Raw genomic sequence first — 17,388 nt, forward strand, 5'->3', positions numbered from 1 at the left:
GGTGACTCAGCGGTACAGGGGCGCCAGGCGCTGGGGCATGGGGCCGCCTTCGCGGACGACACCCGCCTTGAGCAGCTCTGTCACGCGCTCCGCCGCAAGCCCCGCCGATGCCAGCAGGGCGCGGCTGTGCTCCCCGGGCCCGGGAACCTGCAGAGGGCCGGTGCGTTGGGTGCGGCTGAAGGTGGCGTAGCGGCCGGGGGCGATGATCGCGGGGCCGTCCTCACAGGGGCGTACGTGGACGAACTCCTCACGCAGCAGGTCCTCGTCGCGCAGCACCTCGGTGATCTTCCGGGCGCGGACGGCGGGGATGCCCGCGACGGTGAGGGCGTCAACGGCCTGCTCGCTGTTCAGGCCGGCCAGTGCCTGCCGGACCGCACCGGTCGGGTCGGCTGCGAACAGGCCGTGGTCCAGGGGGATTCCGGCCTCGGTGAGCTGCTGCCCGGTGACGGATGCGGGGTCCGCGGCGGCGATCCGGATCCAGCCGTCGGCGGTGCGGCACAGGCCGTCGAGGGGGTGGTGGCCGCGGTGGTCGGTACTGCCGGTCTCGGGGGCGGGGCGGCCGGGGTAGCGGACCACGGCGTCGCTCTGCAGGTAGGTGGCGGTGCCGACCAGGGAGTACCAGGCGCGCTGTCCCTCGCCGGTGCGCGCGCGGTGGTACAGGCCGAGGACGACGGTGAGGGCGCCCATGGCGGCGCTGGTGGTGTCGATGATGGCGAGCGTGTTGGAGACGGGCTCACCGTCGCCGCCCTGACGGCTCATCATTCCTGCCATCGCCTGGATCACCATGTCCACGCCAGGCAGTTCGCCCAGTGGTCCTCCCTCGCCGTACCCGGAGAGGGAGGCCGTGACAAGGCTGGGGGCGGCGGCCGTCAGTGAGGTGTGGTCCAGGCGCAGCTTCTGGCTGACACCAGGACGCAGCGCGTGCAGGACGGCGTCGCAGGTCGCGGCGAGCCGGTGGAAGGTCTCCTGGCCGTCCGACGACTGCAGGTCGAGGGCGAGGCTGCGCATGCCGCGGTTGTACGTGTAGCCGGTGGCGCGGAAGGGGTCTCCGTCGACGGGCTCGACCTTCACCACGTCGGCGCCGAGTTCGGCGAGCAGGTGCCCGGCGAAGGGGGCGGCGACGAAGGTGCCCAGGTCGGCGATGCGGTAGCCGGCCAGCGGGCCGGCGGCCAGGCGTGCCGGTGGTTCCGGTGCGTCCTCGGGCTTGGGCCGCGGCAGGTTGTCCGCTTCCGCGTCGTGTGCTCCGAGCTCGGGGGCGGCTCCTGCCACCCGGCCCGGGGTGCGAGTCAGGGTGAGCGGCACACCCGGCATCGTGACGGTGCCGCGCTCGGGGTCCTGCACCTCGGTGCGCAGCCCGATCGCCTGCGGCTGCGGGTGGTCCAGCCATTCCTGGGAGTCCTGCAACGGGCCGCAGGGTATGCCGAGTTCGGTGAGTACGCGCAGCCAGTGGTCGCGGTCGTGGGTGAGGAAGACTTCCTTGATGCGGGCGGTGGCCCAGTCGATGTTGGCCGGGTCGAGCAGCCCGGCGACACTGCCGCCCATGCGTGGCGCGTCGAGCATCCCGCTCAGGCCGAGGGCCTGAAGGACCTTCGTCTCGAACTTGACGCCGAGGCCGCCGCAGCCGAGCCACTTGCCGTCGCCTGCTAGGTGGCGGGTGTAGGTGGGGTGGCGGCCGCCGAGGCCCACAGCGGTGTTCGGGTCGGCACTGTCGGCGGTGACGGTGTACATGCTCACAGCCGCGGTCGCCACCGCGTTCAGGCCGGTGACGGTGACCTGCTGGCCGCGCCCGGAGCTCTCCCGCTCCAGCAGCGCGGCGACCGTGCAGGCGGTCGCCCACACCCCCTGCACGTAGAGGTACTGAGGCATCACCCACTCGACCGGGTCACCATCGAGGGACGCCTGGCGGCATGCCATGCCGGAGGCCGCGCCGAGCAGCCCGTGCGACTCCTCGCCACCGAACCAGGGGGCACCCGACGCGGCGTACGGGGGCACACAGACCAGAACCAGCCGGGGGTTGGCACGACGCACGGCCGCGGCGTCGAGGCCGAACCCGGCCAGTGCCGCTTCGTCCCTGACCAGGCAGATGTCGGCGCCCTCCACCAGCCTGCGCAGCCAATCGCGCCGCTTGGGGTCGGCCGGGTCGACGACGACGCTCTTCTTTCCCCGGTTCCACACGGCGAATCCGGGGTGGCTGCGGGCCGGATCACCGCCCGGCCGCTCCACTTTCACCACCTCGGCGCCGAAGTCGGCGAGGAACATTCCGACGAGCGGACCTGCGGTGCGCTCGGTCAGGTCGACGGCTTGAAGGCCCTGCAGGACGTGCGGCATCGTGCCTCCTCATCCAAGGGGGTGCGGGTACCTGCGGCTCTGCTCAGTTGCGACCGAGCTGGCGCGCGAAGATGCTCGGCGGCAGGCCGTCGGCGACGGGGCGGAAGTTGCCCTCGATCAGGTCGGCGAGCCGCTCCTGGTCCCACGGGCCGGTGGAGCTGAGCTGACGGATGACTTCGGGGTTGTTGTACAGGCCGACGTCATAGCCGGAGGCGCGCAGCGTACGGCCGGTCAGCCAGCGGGAGCGGTCGGAGGCGAGGTAGAGGGCGAGCGGCGTGATGTTGTCGGGCGAGCGGCTCGGGTCGTCCTCGTTGCGGACGTTGGCGCGCTTCCCCTCGGGGACGGTGCCGGTGAGGCGGGTGGCGGCTCCCGGGGAGATCGAGTTCGCGGTCACGCCGTACTTCGCCAGGCCCTGGGCGAGTGAGTAGGTGAGGCCGACGACACCCATCTTGGCGGCTGCGTAGTTCGGTTGGCCCGGTGAGCCGTCGAGGCCGGAGATGGAGGAGAAGTTGATGATGCGGTAGTTGGCGTCGGGGTTGCGCTGCTCGCGGAAGTACTGCGCGGCGGGCCGCACCGTGGAGTAGTGACCCTTGAGGTGGACGCGAATCACCGCGTCCCAGTCCTCCTCGCTGAGGTTGAAGATCATGCGGTCGCGCAGGATGCCCGCGACGTTGACCAGGATGTCGAGCTTGCCGAACTCGGAGACGGCGGTGTCGATCAGCCGCCGTCCGGTGGCGGTGTCGGCGACATCGCCGCCGTCGGCGATCGCCCGGCCGCCGGCCGCCACGACCTCCTTGACGACCTGGTCCGCGGGGCCCGCGTCGCCGCCCTGGCCGTCGGCGGTGGCGCCCAGGTCGTTGACGACCACTGCCGCGCCCTCGGCCGCGAAGCGCCGCACGATCGACGCGCCGATGCCTCGACCGCCGCCGGTCACGACAGCCACCTTGCCTTCAAGAGAGCCCATGGCACTTTCCTTCCGCTCTTCGTGGGGTGGGGAGTTGTCGATCTGAGATGTGTCCGCACGTTAATGCAGACGAGAATCGTCTGTAAAGGGATCTGTGAGGTCATTCGCATGGTGTGGCCGCCCAGGGATGGCCCGGACGCCATCGCCGGCCCGTACGGACTCAGCCGGCGCTCTTCGGCTGTGTCCCGAACGCCCCGGTCGCGGCGAGCTGTACGTACTCCTCGACGCCGACCGCCAGCAGGTCGCGCAGCAGGCGCTCTGCGTCGGCGTGCAGAGGGTGGGCGGAGCGGGCGGGGCCGTCCGAGTCCTCAAAGGTGATCGGCGAGCTCATGGCGGTGATCGGGCCGAGCTCGGGGTGGTCCTGCGGGTAGAGGTAGCCGCGCGCGACCAGGTGCGGGTCGGACGCGACCTCGGCGACCGTGCGCACCGGGGCCGAGGGCACCTTCGCAGCGCGCAGCCGCTCGAACGCCTCCTCCTTGGTCAGGGTTCCGGTCCACTCGGCGACCAGTTCGTCGACCTCCTCGCGGCGGGCCACGCGGGCCTTGACTCCTGCGTAGTGCCCGTCTTCGCCGAGCTCGGGGCGGCCCATCAGGACGGCCAGCGCGCGCCAGTGGTGGTCTCCCTCGCAGGTGATCGCGATATGGCCGTCCTTCGTGGCGAAGACGCTGTAGGGGGCGACCGACAGGCCGGGGTGTTGGTTGCCGACGCGCTCCACCTCCTCACCGGTGGAGTAGTGCGAGCTGAGCGACGACATCAGCATCGGGAACACGGACTCCATCATCGAGACCTCGACGCGGCCGCCCCGCCCGGTGCGCTCGCGCCGGAACAGGGCCGTGGTGATCGCGCCGTAGAGGTTGATCCCTGCGGAGAAGTCGCAGACCGCCGCGCCGGACTTGACCGGGTCGGAGCCGGGGTACCCGGTGGCCGAGACCACACCGGCCATCGCCTGCACGGTCAGGTCCATCGCCGGATACGTGGCGTAAGGGCCGGTGGTGCCGTAGCCGGAGGACTGGGCGTACACCAGGCGGGGGTTGATCTCCTTGAGGGCGTCCCAGCCGATGCCGAGCCGGTCCATGACGCCGGGGGTGAAGTTCTCCACGAGCACGTCGGCCGCGATCACCAGGCGCTTGAACAGCGCGATGCCTTCGGCGCTCTTGAGGTCGAGGGCGAGGGACTCCTTGCCGGAGTTGAGCATCGCGAAGGCGTAGCGCGGGCCCGGGACGGCGCCGCGGCGGCGCAGGTGCTCGCCGGCCGGCGGCTCGATCTTGACGACCCGCGCCCCGGCCTGCGCCAGCATCAGGGTGGCGTACGGGCCCGCGTAGACGTGGCTGAGGTCGAGCACCGTGACGCCGGACAGCGGCGCGTCGGTCGTGGTCATGGCAGGGTTCCTCACAGGGATGGTCGGCGGGGTCAGCGGCTCTTGCGGGGCATACCGAGCCCGCGCTGCGCGATCATGTCGCGCTGGATCTCGTTGGTGCCGGCGCCGAAGGTGTGGACGATGGCGTCCGCCCACAACTGGGGCACCATTCCCTCCAGCGGGGCGTCGACAGCGCCGGGCATCAGCTGCCCGTAGGGGCCGAGCAGGGTGCCGGCCAGGTCGACCAGACGCTGCTTGTACTCGGTGACGGCGGTCTTGACCTGCGCCGCCGCGAAGCCGGGCAGGTCGCCGTCGACGACGGCACGGGTGAGCGCGCCTTCGACCATGGCCTGGATCGCGGCGAACTCCACCTGGGATCCGGCCAGTTCCTGCCGGACGGCGGGCGAGTCGAACGGGACGCGGCCGTCCGGGCGGGGGCGCCGGGCGAGCTTGACGACCTCTTCCAGGCAACGGCGGATATGCCCGATGGGGAAGACTCCGATGCGCTCCAGGCCGAGCGCGCCGCTCAGGTACGCCCAGCCCTTGCCCTCCTCGCCGATCCGGTGGGCGACGGGCACGCGCACCTCGTCGTAGTAGGTGATGTTGGTGCGGCCGTCCATGGTGGGCAGCGGCTCGATCACCACGTCCGCCAGGTCGACGATGAGGAGCGTGATGCCGTCGTGCTTCTTCCCCGAGCCGTCGGTGCGCACGGCCAGGTAGACGTAGTCGCAGCGATGCGCGCGGCTGGTGAACAGCTTCATGCCGTTGACGAGGTAATGGTCGCCCTCGCGGCGGGCGCGCATCGTGAGGGAGGCCAGGTCGGTGCCGGCTTCCGGCTCGCTGTAGCCGAGGCAGAAGTTGATCTCGCCGCGGGCGATGCGGGGCAGGAAGCGCCGCTTCAGTTCCTCGTCCGCGTGGTCAAGGAGGGCGGGCGCGACGATGGAGGTGGCGGCGCGCGGGTAGGGCGCGCCGATGTAGCTCATCTCCTCGGTGAGCAGGTGCCGTTGCAGCGCGGTGCCGCCGCTCCCGCCGTACTCGGCAGGTATGGCAAGGCCGAGCCAGCCACGCCTGCCCAACTCGCGCCAGAACTCCCGCTCCCACTCCTGCGGGATGTGGTCCTGATGGTGGTGCTGCTCGACGAGGGCGGCCAGCTGACGTTCCTCGTCCCAGGTCTCGGTCAGGAACGCGCGCACCTCGCGGCGCAGCTGCTCGTCCTGCTCGCTGTAGACGGCCAGGCTCATGCGGCCTTCTCCTCCGGTGCGGTCGGGTGGCGGTGGGCCAGGACGAGTTCGCGCAGTTCCTCGCCGTCCGCGCCCCACAGCAGGGCCGAGCGGATGCGCCGGGTGTACAGCGGCAGGTCGTGTTCCTGTACGTAGCCGGCGCCGCCAAGCACTTGATGGGTGTTGCGGGTGACGGTGCGGGCGTGCAGCCGGACGGCCTCCAGTGCCTCGGCGGCACTCGCGTGCGCCTCGGCACCGGCCGCGCCGTGCACGTCCAGGGCCAGGGCAGTGGCGCGGCACAGGTCGGTGGTGGCCTGGAGGCCGATCGCGCAGTCGGCGAGCAGGTGCTGGACGGCCTGAAAGGTGCCGATGAGTCGGCCGAATTGGGCGCGCTCGCCGGCGTGCGCCACGGCCATGTCGAGGGCCCGTGAGGCAAGCCCGGTAATCCAGCACGCCTCGGCGAACCAGCGCAGGGTGCGCCAGGTGCGCGATGCGGCCGGGTCGGTGCCGATCGGCTCGGCGGGGGCGGCGGTGAGGGTGAGGGCGTACTGGTTGTCCTCGCCGAGGCTGGGCTGGTGGCGGATCTCCACGTCGGCGGCGCGGACGGTGAGCCAGGTGCCGTCGTCTGCGCACATCAGGAAGCCGGTGGCGGCGGCCGCGTCCCGCACCAGAGGGATGCGGCCCGTCACCGTCCCGGCGGAGGCGTCGTACACGGGCACGGGGCTGCCGTTCTCCTCCACGGCGGGGACCAGGATCTCGCCCGCGCACACCGCACGTGCAAGTTCCGTGGCGCGTGCGGAGTCGGGGAAGGCGTGGTCCAGGAAGAGGGCGGTGCCCACGGCGGCGGTGCGCACCGGCGCGGGTGCCGCGGCCCGCCCCAACTCGAAGAGGACGAGGTGCAGGTCGGCGGCGGTGCCACCGACGCCGCCGCGCTCCTCACTCACCGCAAGGGAGGTCCAGGACCCCTCGGTCAACTGGGTCCACAGGGCCGGGTCGTGGCGGGTGCCGGTGCTCTCGGCGGTGCGCACATCCTTGGACGTGGAACAGGAATCGAGCATGTCGCGCAGGGCGCGGCGGATGTCGCCGTCGTCGTGCGCGAAAGCGGGGATGCGGACGGTCATGCGTCTGCGGTCCTTTCTACGGGTGCCCAGGCAAGGAGCGTCGTCCCCGCGTCGTCGGCCCGTTGGTAGACAGCGGTGACAGGCAGGCCGATGCGCAGCTCGCCGCTGTCCGCGGTGAAGGCGCCGAGCAGGCGCACGCCCGCATCGGTCTCCACCAGCACCACGGCGTAGGGCGGTTCGAAGCCGGGCAGGGTGCGGTGGCCGACGAGCGTCCAGGAGTAGACGGCGCCGCGGTCGGCGACCTCGCTCCATTCGGCCCGGTCGGCGTGGCAGGCGGAGCACAGCGGACGGGGCGGCCACGAGTGCCGTCCGCAGCCGGTGCAGCGCGGTACGAGGAGGCGGCCCTCGCGCAGTCCGGCCCAGTGCGGGGCGAACTCGGGATCGGCGGTGTCGGGCAGCGGTCGGGTGCTCATCGGGCGGTACCCCTTTCGTTGGCCAGGACGGCGAAGGAGCCGTCGCCCAAGTCGCCCCAGCCGGTGACGGCGACATGCCGGGCTCCCTCGATCTGCCGCGCGCCCAGGCTCGTACCGCCGAGGCCGCCGCGCAGTTGGCGCACGGCCTCCACGACGTGGTTCAGGCCGGACAGATGGCCCTCGGAGAGCAGCCCGCCGTGGGTGTTCACCGGCAGCGAGCCGCCGAGCCGGATGGCACCGGACGCGGCGAGCTTCCCGCCACCGCCTTCGGGGGCGAAGCCGGCCGCCTCCAGCTGGTGGATGACTTCGAAGGTGAAGCAGTCGTAGACCATGGCGGCGTCCATGTCCGCGGGCGCCAGGCCGGTGCGCTCCCAGACGGCGGCCGCGGCCGGGGCGAGGCCGATGGCCAGCAGGTCCGGACGGTTGGTCAGGTCGTCGGGCGTACGCGGGCGGCCCTCGGCGACGCCCAGGATGCGCACCGGTGGCGGCCCGTCCGTCGCGGCCCGCGCGGAGACGATGACCGCGCAGGCGCCGTCCGTCTCCAGACAGCAGTCGAAAAGGTGGTACGGGTCGGCGATCATCCGTCCGGCCAGGTACTGCTCCATGGTGAGCTCGCGGCCGTGCGTCATCGCGCGCGGGTTGAGCTGCGCGTGCGCTCGGGCCGCGAGGGCGACCGCGCCCAGCTGCTCGCGGGTCAGTTCGTACGCGTGCAGGTAGCGTCGGCAGATCATGGCGTAGCGCTGTGCGGCGGTGTTCCAGCCGTAGGGGTGTTCCAGTTGGGTGCGGAAGTGCTGGGCCGGGAGCTGCGAGGGCCGCTCGTGGATGCGGCCGCCGGAGCAGCCGTTGCGCGCGCGCAGGATCAGGACGTGCCGGGCGGCCCCGGATTCGACGGCGAGCCGGGCGTGCCCCAGCGCGGCCACCGAGCCGGCGCCGCCCATCGCGACGGTCACGCTGTACCGCAGTGCGTGCAGGCCGAGGTTGGCGGCGACGTCCTCGGAGCTCAGCGAGTGCGGGAAGCCGACGACTCCGTCGATCTCGCGCGCGTCGATGCCCGCGTCGCGCGCGGCGGCCAGTGCGGCCTGCATGCCCAGGCGGGTGGTGGTGCGGCCGCTCTTCCTGGAGTAGTCCGTCTCCCCTACGCCACTGATGACAGCACTCACTGCTGCTCCCCGGCGGGTAGGGCGACGGTCGCGCCGCCCTTCGCGGTGACTCCGCCCGGACCGACGACCTGCAGTGCCAACTCGGCCTCGGTGCAGCCGTCCGGCAGCGTGCGCACGGCGGTGACCTCGCCGGAGACGGTGAGTTTCTCGTCGACGTACGCGGTACCGGTGTTACGGAAGTGCACCCGGCGCACCTGGCCGTGCTCGCCCGCCCAAGAGGCGGCGAGGTCGGCGAGCCAGGCGCCCTGCAGCGAACCCTGCACGACAAGGTCGCGGTGGCCCTCGGCTCGGGCCTGCTCTCGGTGGATGTGGATGCGGTGTGCGTTCCAGGCCGCGGCGCTGTGGACGAACAGCTGGGTGGCATCGGGCTGCCGGACGAGAGCGGGGAGCTGCGTGCCGACGGATATCGAGGACGTGGTGGTCATGGGGTGGGGCCTCACTTCATGCTGTGTCACTTCAAGATCTGGGTGGACGTCTCGCGGATCACCGGTTCGCCGGCCGCGTCCACGTACTCGGTGCGCCAGGTGGCCAGGACGAACGGGCCGCGCCGCCCGTACTTCTCCTCCAGCGACTCCAGTCGACGCCGGCCACGCACCTGATCGCCCACGACCAGTGGGCGCACCAGCTCGACGTCGATCCCGCCGAACATCACCCGGCCTTCGCCGACTGGGGCGCGCCGGTCCTCCGTGAGCCCGTCGGCGCTCAGTTCCGCGACCGGCGCGATCGGGCGCACCAGCGCGGTGTAGAGCAGAGGTTGTGCGGTGTCGGGATGTTCGGGAACCTCGTTGCCGAGCCCGGCCTCGTACTTGCGGATGTCCTTTTCGGTGACGGTGAAGGGCGGCATGTCGAACTCCCTTCCGACCCAGCCGCGCGCCTCGTCGGTCAACAGCGGTATGTCCACGGGGTTTTCCTCCTGTGTCCTTGCTCTATGGGTGCGTGGCTCCGGGCCGCGCCGTCCCTGCGCGCGTCGCCCTGCGTGCAGCCGCACGCGTACGGCGCCCCTGCGCGCCTGGGGTCCGTCAGAAGTTCGACGACGGCTTCCAGGTGCCGAACTCTGTGCGCAGCACGTCGACGATCTCGCCGACGGTGGCGTAGGCGCGGACGGCCTCGATGGTGGCCGGCATGACGTTCTCGCGTGCTGCGGCGGCGTCGCGCAGGGCTCCCAGGCCCCGGCGCACCGCGGCGCCGTCGCGACGCTCGCGCAGTTCACGCACCGAGCGGGCCTGGGCGGCCTCGGCCGCGGGGTCGATGCTGAAGACCTCCAGCGGCTCGGCCTCGCTGCGGAAGGTGTTGACGCCGACGACGGTGCGCTCACCGCTGTCGATGGACTGCGCCAACTCATAGGCGGATTCCGAGAGTTCGGAGGCGAACCAGCCGGACTCGATGCAGCGCAGTGCGCCGCCGCGGTCCTCGATCCGGCGGCTCATCTCGTCGATTTCGCGTTCCGCCTCGTCGGTGAGGGCCTCCACGGCGTAGGAGCCGCCGAAGGGGTCCAGCGTGGTGGTCAGGCCCGACTCGAAGGCGACGACCTGCTGGGTGCGCAGGGCGAGGGTGGCGGCTGCCTCGGTGGGGACGCCGAGCGCCTCGTCGTACGCGGAGACGTGCATGGTCTGCACCCCGGCCAGGGCGGCGGCGGTGGCCTCCAGGGAGGCGCGGACCACGTTGTTGAGAGGCTGTTGCGCGGTGAGCGAGGAGCCTGCGGTGAAGGCGAAGATCTTCAACTGCTGGGAGCGGGCGTCCTCGGCACCGTAGGTGTCGCGCATCAGCTTGGCCCACACCCGGCGCGCGGCGCGGAACTTGGCGACCTCAGGGAGGAAGTCCGTGGTGATGGCGAGGAAGGTCATCAGGGACGGGGCGATCTCATCGATGGTTACCCCACGCCCCAGGCACTCGTCCAGGTATGCACGGGCGTTGGCGAAGGTGTAGGCGATCTCCTGGGCGGCCGAGGCGCCGGATTCACGGATGTGGTAGCCGCTCATGGTCAGCGGCACCCAGCGCGGCACGTGCCGGACGCAGTGCTCGATGACGTCGGCGGCGAGTCTGAGAGACGGCTCGGGCGGGAAGATCTGGGTGCCGCGGGCGATGAACTCCTTGAGGACGTCGTTCTGGATGGTCAGGCCGAAGGTGTTCGGGTCGACGCCCTGCTTCTCGGCCAGGACCAGGAACATCGCGGCCCAGACGTAGCCGATGGAGTTCGCGGTGGTGCGGACCTGGGTGATCTCACCGAGCGGGATGTCCCGCATGAGGATCTCGATGTCGGCGAGCGAGTCGATGGCCACGCCCACCCGGCCGACCTCGCCGGCCGCGCGCGGGTCGTCGGAGTCGATGCCCATCTGGGTCGGCAGGTCCATGGCCACGGAGAACCCCGTCACCCCGGCGTCCAGGAGCTTGCGGAAGCGGGCGTTGGACTCCGCGGGGGTGCCGAAACCGGCGTACTGCCCCATGATCCACGGCTGGGGATCGGAAGAGATGCCGCGGGTGAAGGGGTACTGGCCCGCGCGTTCGGCACCGGCCGGCGCGTAGTCGGTACGCATCTGCGGCACGACTCACACCCCGCTTCCGGGCCGGCCGGGACGCCCGGCCTGCTCCAGCCGCTCACGCAGGACCCGCTTGGCGATCTTCCCGTTGGAGTTGACCGGGAACTCGCCGACGAACAGCACCTGCTTGGGCTTCTTGTACGAGGCCAGGTGCGCTCGGCAGTGGTCGAGAACCGCCCGCTCCGTGAGCTCCGCCCCGGTCTGCCGCGTCGCCACGGCCACCACCCGTTGGCCCCAGTCGTCGTCGGAAAGGCCGAGCACCGCGACCTCGGCGACGCCGGGCACCTGGGCGACGACCTCCTCCACCTCGCGCGGATAGATGTTGTAGCCGCCCGAGATGATCATGTCGCCCTTGCGGTCGGCGAGCCACAGGTAGCCGTCCTCGTCGAGGTGTCCGATGTCGCCGGTGTGCAGCCAGCCGTCCACCACCGACTTGGCCAGGTCGGCTCGGCCCGACGCGTTCCAGTAGGCGCTCATCACGTGATCGCCGCGGGTGACCACCTCGCCGAGTTCACCCGGGGCGACCCGCTGCCCGCTGTCGTCGACCACTGCGAGCTCGACGCCGAGCGCGGCGCGACCCGCGCTGCGCAGCAGGTCGGGGCTGCCGTCGAGGGCGCGCGCGTGGTCGGCCGCGTCAAGCAGCGTGACCGGCGGGATCGCCTCGACAAGTCCGTAGTACTGAACTAGATGGGGCGTCAATTTCTCGTAGGCCTGGCGGAGTTGCTCGGCAGGCATGGGGGCGCCCGCGTACCCGAGCATCTTCAGTCCGCTCAGCGCCTGCAGGTCGGCGCCCGGTGCGGCCAGCAGGCGGGCGATCATCGTGGGCACCATCGCACTGTGCGTGCCACCACGCTCGGCGACCGCCTCCAGGAAGTCCTGTGGATCCCAGGAGGGCAGCACGATCTGCCGGGCTCCGGCGACCAGGAACGGCAGCAGGAACAGGCCGCTGGTGTGGGTGATCGGCCCGGCGTGCACATACGCGTCGGCTGCGGCTGGGGGGCCACCCAGCACGTCGTGCGTCATGTTCACGACGGACGCGAACCAGTTGCGGTGGGTGCGCTGCGCTCCCTTCGGGTACCCGGTGGTGCCGCTGGAGTAGTGCAACCCGCAGAGCGAGTCCGGCGCCACTGGGGGAAGGTGCGCGGATGAGGAGCGGGCGATCAGCTGCGCGTAGGGGATGCCGGGGCCGTCGCCGATCACCACGGTGTGCGGCAGGCCCGCGCGCAGGGACTCGGTCTGCTCCGTCCAGCGGGCTTCATAGAGCAGCGCCCGAGCTCCCGAGTCCGCGGCTATGCGCTCCCAGTCGGCCACGTGCAGACGGTGGTTGAGTGCTACCCGGACCAGTCCGGCGGCGCGGATCGCCAGGTCCGTCTCCACGTATGTGTTGCTGTTGCCCTGCAGGTCGAGGACCCGGTCACCCGGTGCGAGGCCCAGGGCAAGGAGCCCGTTCGCCAGCCTGAGCACCCGGTCGCCGAGGCCGGCGAAGGTGAGCGTGCCCTGCGGTCCGTCGAGGGCCGTCCGGTCCGCGAAGCGGCGCGCGGCTCGTGTCACCAGCGATCCAACATCCATGTGCGGCCATCCCTTGGTCACCTGCCACGGCGTGCGCGCCGACGTGGAACCTGTCATGCGATGTCCGTGCGCAAGATTTACAGACATTCTTCGTCCGAATATCTTGAGCGCTCCCGAGACCAAGAGCAACCCCTTCTCCTGGACGTTTTCGCTCCCCGCAACCTCCGGCTCCCACCGCACCCGTCACGCACACTCAGGCCGTTCGAACCAGTGCTTCCGTCGAAGGAACGGGAGCCGCCTTCGCACCGCACCGGCCCACCGGGCCGCGAAGGCGCGGAGACCTGACCCGTCCGTGACGGAATCCGCCACCGTCATCGAACTGACGAAGCCCCCGATGGACAGGGCAAAGTCGGCAAGCGGATCTTCGCCAGTCCACCGATGCCGAGGGCCGTACTGAAGCCGTTCGCGTGCCGAACAGCCCTGGTCCGCAGTGCGGACGGGCTGGTTCCGGCGTCGATGGGGGGCATGATCCACGGCAAGCTGGGGCGTGCCGCTCCCGTGATCGAGATCCCCGATGCGGGCCATCACGTCATGCTCGACCGGCCCCTGTGCCTGGTCACCGCCCTACGGGCGGTTCTCGCACAGTGGCACGCCCCGGCCAATGGGCAGCCCGGGGCGTGAAGCACGGCTTCGCCGCCCCGCCGGTGCCAGCCATCGGCGCCACGCAGTCGCCGGCCTGAACACAGGGAGCACGGCCCGCCGGTGCGCGACATCCCCCGCCGGATCAGGGGCAAGTTGCCGCGGCTCGGCCTGTGCGGCGGATCCTCTCGGTCGATCGCCGAGCTGCCGGGTCAACTTCCGTACGGTGCCGCATAGTCGGGCAGCGGCGGTTCGACGCCCACCTTGTCCCCGCCGATCAGCAGCCCGTCGACCAGCGCCGCGGCGATCTTGGCCACCTCGGTCGGGCTGGGGGGAACCGCTCGCGGCATGAACGGGTTGAGGCACAACGACAGCTTGTTGTCGAGACGTGACGGCACGGCGGGCCCCGGATGCTTGAGCGCGTCCAGAGTCAGGGCGTAGCCGACCGAGTCACCGAGGATCGTGACATGGTCGGCGATCCGTGCCGGACACACCTTCTGCAATGCCATGTTGGCCGCGCCGGGCAGCGTGCTCGCCCTGGGCTGCGGGTACACCACCTCGTCCAGGAAGGTGGTGTAGATCGATGTCACCGGTGTGTTCGCGGGCATCGGCGCCTCCTGCAAGGCGCGCATGAAGTGCGAGTCCGGACTGGCGCGCCAGGCCGCCTTGGTGCACCAGTTCGTGGCACACAGCGTGTTCCCGAGCCCGGTGCCCTGCATGACCCCGGCCAGAGTGACGACGTCCTCGGCGTGCGCGGCCACGTCGGGCCAGAACTTCGCGGCCCAGGTGACGAGCGAGCCGCCCTCACTGTGCCCGATCAGCGCGATCTTGCGCCCCGAGCGCTCGTAGGCATACCGGGCCGCGTACACCACGTACTCGACCGAGATCACCGGATCGATGAGTCCGCGCTCGGGAAGGGCGACGGTGCAGACTCCATACCCTTCGTCGGGCAGGGCACGCTGGTAGTTCCAGTCCCAATAGCCCTCGGGCCGACCCCCGATACCGTGGACCAGAAGCACCGCCTGCTTGCCGGACGACGGGGTGACGGACGGGTCGCAGGACACCGCAGCACGCATCGCGGACACCGGCTGGGTGAGCGGTGGCCCCTCGCCGGCTGTGTCCGCCTGGGCGAGTGGGGTGAGGGATCCGGCGAGCACGCCGCCAAGGGCTGCGACGACGGTCGCGACCCGCCTGATGGTTTTCATCACGATATGCCTCACTTCGTCGTGGGCTGTGGCGCGCATCACCGTAGAATTGACCGACCGTACAGTCAACGTTCATGTCACAAATAGCTGACCGTGCGTACGGTCACCAAAGAACCTCCGGGCCTCCCGGCGCACCGGTCCCCTCCCGAGGCCAGCCGCCGGCCGCCGCCGAGCGGGCTGAGACGGGCCGGCTCGTCGCGCCGTACTGCACACACGGCCGGACCGAGCGCCTCGGCGGTACGGACGACAGGACCGCGCGGTAGCCTGGGCCATCCCCAAAGCGGGCGAACGGGCGGATCGGGCAGGAGCGGAACGTGGCCACGAAGCGCAGGGGCATCCCGGCTGCGGGCAAGTCGGTGCAGATTCTGGAGTCCTTCACCCGGCGGGTGGCCGAATCCGGCTACGACGGCACGAACTTCGGGGACATCGCCGAAGAGCTCGGCATCTCCAAGGGCACCATCGTGCACCACTACGGCACGAAGGACCGGCTGCTCGCCGTACTCCACGAGTCGTACATGCAGCGCCGCCTCGCCGAGGCCCACCGCATCCTTGAATGCCTGTCCAGTCCGGCCGATCAACTGGCCGGACTTCTCTACGCGTTCGTGCGTTACCAAGTGCACGACCGGCACGCCACCGTCGCCTTCCAGCGCGAGAGTGTCCGCCTGGCCGGGCAGGAGATGCACGCGGAAGGCGACCGGCTGCGCAATGAGTACGTGGAACTGGTCCGTGGCGTCATGCGGCACGGAGCCGCGTCCGGCGTGTTCCGCGTGACGGACGTTCCCATGCAGAGCCTTCTGTTGTTCGGCTCGGCGCAGTGGGCCTGGACGTGGTTCGACCCCGAGGGCAAGAACAGCGTCGACGAAATCGGCTCCTCCTTCGTCGACTTGGTTCTCGGCAGCCTCCTGACCCGCCGTACGGCACTCGCCCGGCTCAGTGATCCCGACGGCAAGGTCGCCGAGACGGTCCGCACCTGCCTCGCGGCGGCGGCCACCTCCTGACCGTTTCGGACCGCGTTACGCCCCGGGTCGGCTCGGACGTCGAGGACCTGGGGACTCCTCAACAGCTCGCGTGGGCAGGAACGTTCGGTGAGCGAGCGGGAGCCGGCAGACGACTGACTGTTCGCCCGGTGAACCCGGTGGATCCTGCCCGTCAGGGTGTGCCGACCTCTTGACGAGAGTTTCGGACGAACAGAGACTGTTATTCGCTGAACACTGACCGCACGCACGGTCTGCGTGCGACCTGACGGGCGCCACGAACAAGGGATGCGCATGGGATCTCGTACCGGGCAAGAGCCCGAAGGTGGCTTCGACTACGACTGGGTCGTGATCGGTTCCGGCTTCGGTGGCAGCGTGGCCGCCCTGCGACTTGCCGAGCGCGGATATCGGGTCTGTGTCCTGGAGGCCGGACGCCGCTACCCGACCTCCGAACTTCCCGCCTCCACCTGGAATGTGCGCCGCTACTTCTGGATGCCACGGCTCGGCATACGCGGCATCCTGCGGGTCAGCGCCTTCCGTGACGTGTCGATCATCAGTGGCGCCGGGGTCGGCGGCGGCAGCCTCGTCTACGCCCAGACCCTGTACCGGGCCGGCGAGGCGTTCCGCGAGCACCTCGACGCAGCGGTGGGCGAACATGTCGATCTGGACCGCTACTACGCCGTGGCGGAGCGGATGCTCGGCGTCGTCGACACCCCCATCGCCTCCCCGCGCGACGCCATGGCCCGCGCCGCCGCCACCGACCTCGGCCTGCCGCCTGACCGCTTCCACGCCACCCGCATCGGCGTGTTCCGCGGCGAAGCGGGCGTCACCGTCCCCGACCCGTACTTCGGCGGCGAAGGGCCTGAGCGCACCGGTTGCACCGACTGCGGGCGCTGCATGGTCGGCTGCCGCGTCGGCGCCAAGAACACCCTCGACAAGAAGTACCTGTGGCTCGCCGAACGGCGTGGCGTACGCATAGAACCCGACCGCGAGGTCACCGACCTCGCCCCGCTGGGCGCCACCGACGGCTCGGACGGATACGTGATCACCGCCCGCCGCCCCGGCTCCACCGTGCGCCGCGGCACGCGGGTACTGCGCGCCCGCGGGGTGGTCGTCGCTGCGGGCGCGGTGGGCACGGCCCGGCTGCTGGCCGCCTGCCGCCACCGCGGCTCGCTGCCCGCACTGAGCGAGCGACTCGGCCAGGACGTGCGCACCAACGCCGAGTCGATCTGCGCGATCACCGCGCGCGACCCGAAGGCCGATCTCAGCAAGGGCGTCGCCATCTCCGGCAGCCTGCAGGCCACCGACGGCATGCATCTGGAGCCGGTCGGCTACGGCGGCGCCGCCGACTCGATGGGGCTGCTGTTCGTCCCGCTCAGCGGCGACGGCAGCCGGCTGACCCGGCCGCTGGGCCTGCTCAAGGAGATGCTGCGTCACCCCGTGGACCTGCTGCGCTCCGCCAACCCCCGTGGCTGGTCGAGGCGTTCGATGCTCATCGGTGGCATGTGGACGCAGGACGGCGCGCTCAGGTTCGTCGCCCGACGGCGCCTCCTCGGTCGCGGCGTACGACTGACCACCAGGCCCGACCCCGACCACCCCAACCCCACGTTCCTGCCCGAGATATACGCGTTCGTACGCCGGCTCGCCGAGAAGTACGACGCGATTCCGCAGATCTGGGCCACCGAGCCGTTCAACGTCCCCTTCACCGCTCACATCCTGGGCGGGGCCGTCATCGGAACCAGCCCCGACACCGGCGTCATCGACAGCCGCCACCGCGCCTTCGGCTACCACAACCTTCTGGTTACCGACGGCGCTGCCGTGCCCTACAACCCCGGCACCAACCCCAGCCTGACCATCACCGCACTCGCCGAGCGGGCCATGGCCGCCGTCCCCGCCAAGGACGGATCCCACCAGGAGGGCGGGATCGGCCATGAGACGCCGGCCGCGCCCTGATCTCCGTA

The 17,388-nt window shown here is 71.0% G+C and carries 15 protein-coding genes; 3 read left to right on the forward strand and 12 right to left on the reverse strand.

Translation table 11 applies throughout. The annotated features are described in order from the left end of the window. Nucleotides 1-6: 6 nt before the first annotated feature. The 11 genes from ACIBK8_RS07970 to ACIBK8_RS08020 all read right to left on the reverse strand — a co-directional run bounded on the left by ACIBK8_RS07970 (nucleotide 7) and on the right by ACIBK8_RS08020 (nucleotide 12,669). Entirely contained in the window at nucleotides 7-2,328 is a 2,322-nt protein-coding gene (locus ACIBK8_RS07970) for a CaiB/BaiF CoA transferase family protein (RefSeq protein ID WP_399040791.1), read from the reverse strand. A gap of 43 nt (nucleotides 2,329-2,371) precedes the next feature. Beyond that, nucleotides 2,372-3,292: an SDR family NAD(P)-dependent oxidoreductase gene (locus ACIBK8_RS07975; protein ID WP_399040792.1), complete on the reverse strand. Its 921-nt coding sequence runs from the start codon at nucleotides 3,290-3,292 to the stop codon at nucleotides 2,372-2,374. Between the two features lie 160 nt (nucleotides 3,293-3,452). Next, nucleotides 3,453-4,670 carry a CaiB/BaiF CoA transferase family protein gene (locus ACIBK8_RS07980; protein WP_399040793.1) on the reverse strand — a complete coding sequence of 406 codons (1,218 nt, stop codon included), beginning with the start codon at nucleotides 4,668-4,670 and terminating at the stop codon, nucleotides 3,453-3,455. A gap of 32 nt (nucleotides 4,671-4,702) precedes the next feature. Continuing rightward, nucleotides 4,703-5,890: an acyl-CoA dehydrogenase family protein gene (locus ACIBK8_RS07985; RefSeq protein WP_399040794.1), complete on the reverse strand. Its 1,188-nt coding sequence runs from the start codon at nucleotides 5,888-5,890 to the stop codon at nucleotides 4,703-4,705. After that, on the reverse strand, nucleotides 5,887-6,990 hold the full coding sequence (locus ACIBK8_RS07990) for an acyl-CoA dehydrogenase family protein (protein WP_399040795.1): 1,104 nt from the start codon (nucleotides 6,988-6,990) through the stop codon (nucleotides 5,887-5,889). The genes ACIBK8_RS07985 and ACIBK8_RS07990 overlap by 4 nt, the downstream gene beginning before the upstream one ends. Next, nucleotides 6,987-7,403 carry a Zn-ribbon domain-containing OB-fold protein gene (locus ACIBK8_RS07995; protein ID WP_399040796.1) on the reverse strand — a complete coding sequence of 139 codons (417 nt, stop codon included), beginning with the start codon at nucleotides 7,401-7,403 and terminating at the stop codon, nucleotides 6,987-6,989. The genes ACIBK8_RS07990 and ACIBK8_RS07995 overlap by 4 nt, the downstream gene beginning before the upstream one ends. Further along, nucleotides 7,400-8,563 (reverse strand): thiolase C-terminal domain-containing protein, encoded by a 1,164-nt coding sequence (locus ACIBK8_RS08000; RefSeq protein ID WP_399040797.1) that lies wholly within the window; start codon nucleotides 8,561-8,563, stop codon nucleotides 7,400-7,402. The genes ACIBK8_RS07995 and ACIBK8_RS08000 overlap by 4 nt, the downstream gene beginning before the upstream one ends. Then, nucleotides 8,560-8,988, reverse strand: a complete 429-nt coding sequence (locus ACIBK8_RS08005) for a hypothetical protein (RefSeq protein ID WP_399040798.1) — start codon at nucleotides 8,986-8,988, stop codon at nucleotides 8,560-8,562. The genes ACIBK8_RS08000 and ACIBK8_RS08005 overlap by 4 nt, the downstream gene beginning before the upstream one ends. A 26-nt stretch (nucleotides 8,989-9,014) precedes the next feature. After that, nucleotides 9,015-9,464 carry a MaoC family dehydratase N-terminal domain-containing protein gene (locus tag ACIBK8_RS08010; protein ID WP_399040799.1) on the reverse strand — a complete coding sequence of 150 codons (450 nt, stop codon included), beginning with the start codon at nucleotides 9,462-9,464 and terminating at the stop codon, nucleotides 9,015-9,017. A gap of 118 nt (nucleotides 9,465-9,582) precedes the next feature. After that, on the reverse strand, nucleotides 9,583-11,097 hold the full coding sequence (locus ACIBK8_RS08015) for a methylmalonyl-CoA mutase (protein WP_399041213.1): 1,515 nt from the start codon (nucleotides 11,095-11,097) through the stop codon (nucleotides 9,583-9,585). Between the two features lie 12 nt (nucleotides 11,098-11,109). Further along, on the reverse strand, nucleotides 11,110-12,669 hold the full coding sequence (locus ACIBK8_RS08020; protein WP_399040800.1) for an AMP-binding protein: 1,560 nt from the start codon (nucleotides 12,667-12,669) through the stop codon (nucleotides 11,110-11,112). Nucleotides 12,670-13,134: 465 nt separating this feature from the next. On the opposite strand from ACIBK8_RS08020, the gene ACIBK8_RS08025 reads away from it, so the two are divergent. Beyond that, complete coding sequence (locus tag ACIBK8_RS08025; protein WP_399040801.1) at nucleotides 13,135-13,290, forward strand: hypothetical protein; 156 nt, start codon at nucleotides 13,135-13,137, stop codon at nucleotides 13,288-13,290. Nucleotides 13,291-13,460: 170 nt separating this feature from the next. Here ACIBK8_RS08025 and ACIBK8_RS08030 read toward each other — a convergent pair whose 3' ends face one another. Continuing rightward, nucleotides 13,461-14,492, reverse strand: coding sequence for an esterase/lipase family protein (locus ACIBK8_RS08030; protein WP_399040802.1), 1,032 nt, complete (start codon nucleotides 14,490-14,492; stop codon nucleotides 13,461-13,463). A gap of 275 nt (nucleotides 14,493-14,767) precedes the next feature. Here ACIBK8_RS08030 and ACIBK8_RS08035 point away from each other — a divergent pair, with 275 nt between their 5' ends. Continuing rightward, nucleotides 14,768-15,451: a TetR family transcriptional regulator gene (locus tag ACIBK8_RS08035; protein WP_399040803.1), complete on the forward strand. Its 684-nt coding sequence runs from the start codon at nucleotides 14,768-14,770 to the stop codon at nucleotides 15,449-15,451. A gap of 270 nt (nucleotides 15,452-15,721) precedes the next feature. Continuing rightward, a complete protein-coding gene (locus ACIBK8_RS08040; RefSeq protein ID WP_399040804.1) occupies nucleotides 15,722-17,380 on the forward strand; it encodes a GMC oxidoreductase in 1,659 nt (552 codons plus the stop codon). The last annotated feature ends 8 nt before the right edge of the window (nucleotides 17,381-17,388 follow it).

This window comes from Streptomyces sp. NPDC050161 (assembly GCF_044460025.1).
Classification (GTDB): domain Bacteria; phylum Actinomycetota; class Actinomycetes; order Streptomycetales; family Streptomycetaceae; genus Streptomyces.